Origin of the sequence: Erythrobacter sp. (assembly GCF_039988855.1) — a bacterium.
In the GTDB taxonomy this organism is placed as follows: domain Bacteria; phylum Pseudomonadota; class Alphaproteobacteria; order Sphingomonadales; family Sphingomonadaceae; genus Erythrobacter.
The window spans coordinates 1-2,633 of sequence record NZ_JBDXIY010000021.1 but is presented as its reverse complement, the minus strand read 5'-3'; the positions used below and the strand labels follow the sequence as shown (position 1 = coordinate 2,633).

The window sequence follows — 2,633 nt, the reverse complement described above, 5'->3', positions numbered from 1 at the left end:
CAGCAGTTCCCGGTGAGGGCTGTTTGGTGGGCCGAAGTTTTGTTTTTTTGCTTTTGACTCGGTAGCAGGCAGTGTTGCGTGTTGGTTGGGCGGTTAGGGAGCCCTTGAGTCACGTCTGTGAACCTCTGAATCGTAGCTTTGCGACTTGAGACTGCCTGTCTTCGTAGAGCGGTGGCGATGACATGCCGTGATGCATGAATTCAGTCCGTCGATTCCTGTTGGTTTCCACCGCCTCATCCGACCGGCGGTGGTTTCGTCAGGCGACCGGTCGCGATCGCAGTGTAGAGATCAGCGAAGCTTGCGAACTCAAAGTGACGAAGATGACTGCGCAGCGATTCCCAAAGCCGAACTCGCCGACGTACTCGCTTCATCGCAGCGTTAAACAGTCCGCAACAGGCTTCCTGAATCTGATCGACCAAGAAAGCCAGAAACGTCAACAAGACCAACACCGTTGCCAAGTTCTTCGATCCGTGTCCGTAGTTGTGTTCCAGGTGATAACCTTGGTTCTTCAGTGTATTGAAGGTCTCGTTCTCCACCCGCCAACGGCAGCGACCGGCACGCTGATAAAGATCAAGACTGTTCTTGCTCAGATCCAGATCCGTGACCCAACTGAACCGTTTCGCTACTTCACCGCTGTTATCGTCGAATTCATAATGCTGCAGGAAGTTGATGCGAAGGTCACGATGTGACTTGTTCAAGGAAAGATCGGCAACGTAGTGGTTTTCGGTCGTGATCTTCTTCTTGCCATTGGCAACTTCGAGTGACTCGCAGCGACAGTCGTCTCGGCCCATGGCCTCGACAACTTGCTCGAAAAGGTACTGATGGTCTCCAGGTTTCGCACCGAGCAAGAAATGCATGTTGTGAGATTGTAGATCGGCGATATGCGGTCCGTTACTCGCTAAACCATCCTCCAGGATCAGCATCTTCAGCTTCGGATGTTGCTTGCGTAAGCGTTTGAGTAGCCGTGAGGTTGCATTGCGCTCGCAGTCATTCTTGTTCTGTCCGTCACCGCGAAGGATCGGTTCGACCGCCATCGGAATGACTTGACGTGTCAGCGGGTGAACCAGAACAGCTGCAACGACCTGATGGTAGTACTGTTGTTTTCCGCCTTTGACTCGAACCATACACTGCTGGCAACTGACCTTATCGCTGCAGAACTGCCCCGAGCCGTCGATCGCAATCAAGTAGTACTGATCGTCGAACAGCCATTGCTTCAATTCACGGCCCCGCTGCAACTCCCAGAACAGATCAGCAAAGGCTTCATTGAGCGGCTCGACGTCGATGCCGTCCAGGATCGTTCTCATCTGCGTGTCGCTGGGCACGCCTTGGATCTGAAAGGGCTTCTCGATTCTTAGATCTTGCGTCTGATCCTCGAACGCAAGCATCGATGGCGACTTGGTGAGAAACATCGCTAGCGCACTCATCAAGGTGTCGGCCATCGAATAGTCGCAGGATGCTTGCCGACGTGAATCGGCAACGGACTCAAATCGTCGTCGGAGCGTTGCAAGGAGCGAATCGGCCGAGAGGCCGCGTCGGGGACGTGGAACGGAAGGGGATTGCGTCATGAGAGTACCTCGTTGAAGGAACCCTCATTATCAAGAGACTCACGATCATTGCGACGGGAGAACCTCGCCAATTAACATCGCGACGTGCTAGCAAATGCCACCCTCTGATTCCCTGCGAAATCAAGCCAAACAGCGCTCGCCGGGAATTGCTGGCAAGTCAGCCGGCTTGACCCAACCTTTGTGAATCCTTCGAGCCGCCTTCTGTTTGGCTTGGTAGTACTCGCTGACCTCGCGCGAGTACATCAAACGAGCCGCCTCCCAAGCAATTTGGCGGCGTAGTTTCAACGATGACATGAATGGGGCCTGACGACGCAGACCCAACAAACGAGAAAAGAAAACATCGAGTTGTCTGCCTGTTTTCGCACACTCCGCGAAATTGTCAAATAAAAACCAACTCGCCCAAAACGGACCAGGTACGAATGCCATTGACGGAACGCTAAGCCGCTGTGGCGAGACGGTTTCGATTCGGGAAGCGACATCCTTGCGCCAATTTGTATTGCTTTGGCCTGCTTTCGAGCTCACGTGGTTCCATTCTTCCTGGTCGATTTTCCGATGGTCAGTTCGGAGATCCTTTTCAATCTCGAACACCACTGGGTTTCAAGATGACCATCGCCAAACCGCACAGGCGTCTTTGTCAGTGTCGACGCCGAAGCGATCGAACGAAGCTCAAATAGTCTCGCGTCTCAACTGAAAGGCCCTTCTCGGAGTAGACGCTCGCCATCTTCGGCAGCAAACCATTCATAGGATTGAACAAGCCCCGCTGCGAGAATGGGCTGTTTACGCCGAACAAAACTTGCCCGCGAATTGTCGACTCATTCTGACTCAGCACTTCTTGCAACTCGTTTTGTGTGTTTTCAACCAAGACGGAAAACCTCTCGTACTCGGTTTGGGTTTGGACATTCATCGCGGCGAGCAAGACTTCTCGTTGCGCAAAAACAATCTCCTGCTCGACGCGTTCTATATCCGACTCTGGTTCGGGAACTGGATGCCAAAGTTCATTGATCGCGTGCGTGAGACTCAACGCGAGAAGTTCATTCTCCTGGATCACACGGAAGATTTGATCCTGGG

At 53.0% G+C, this 2,633-nt stretch carries 3 protein-coding genes; all 3 read right to left on the bottom strand.

Going from position 1 to position 2,633, the window contains the following annotated elements; all coding sequences use genetic code 11:
• Positions 1 to 233: 233 nt before the first annotated feature.
• Complete coding sequence (locus ABJ205_RS15760) at positions 234 to 1,439, bottom strand: transposase (protein ID WP_348510086.1); 1,206 nt, start codon at positions 1,437 to 1,439, stop codon at positions 234 to 236.
• Between the two features lie 246 nt (positions 1,440 to 1,685).
• Positions 1,686 to 2,153: a hypothetical protein gene (locus ABJ205_RS15755; protein ID WP_348510085.1), complete on the bottom strand. Its 468-nt coding sequence runs from the start codon at positions 2,151 to 2,153 to the stop codon at positions 1,686 to 1,688.
• Between the two features lie 46 nt (positions 2,154 to 2,199).
• On the bottom strand, positions 2,200 to 2,633 hold a 434-nt coding region (locus ABJ205_RS15750), incomplete at its 5' end, for a hypothetical protein (protein WP_348510084.1).

What these genes read in the sequence shown, in the direction of transcription:
- ABJ205_RS15760 (WP_348510086.1), bottom strand. Translation starts at nt 1,439, where the DNA reads ATGGCCGACACCTTGATGAGTGCGCTAGCGATGTTTCTCACCAAGTCG.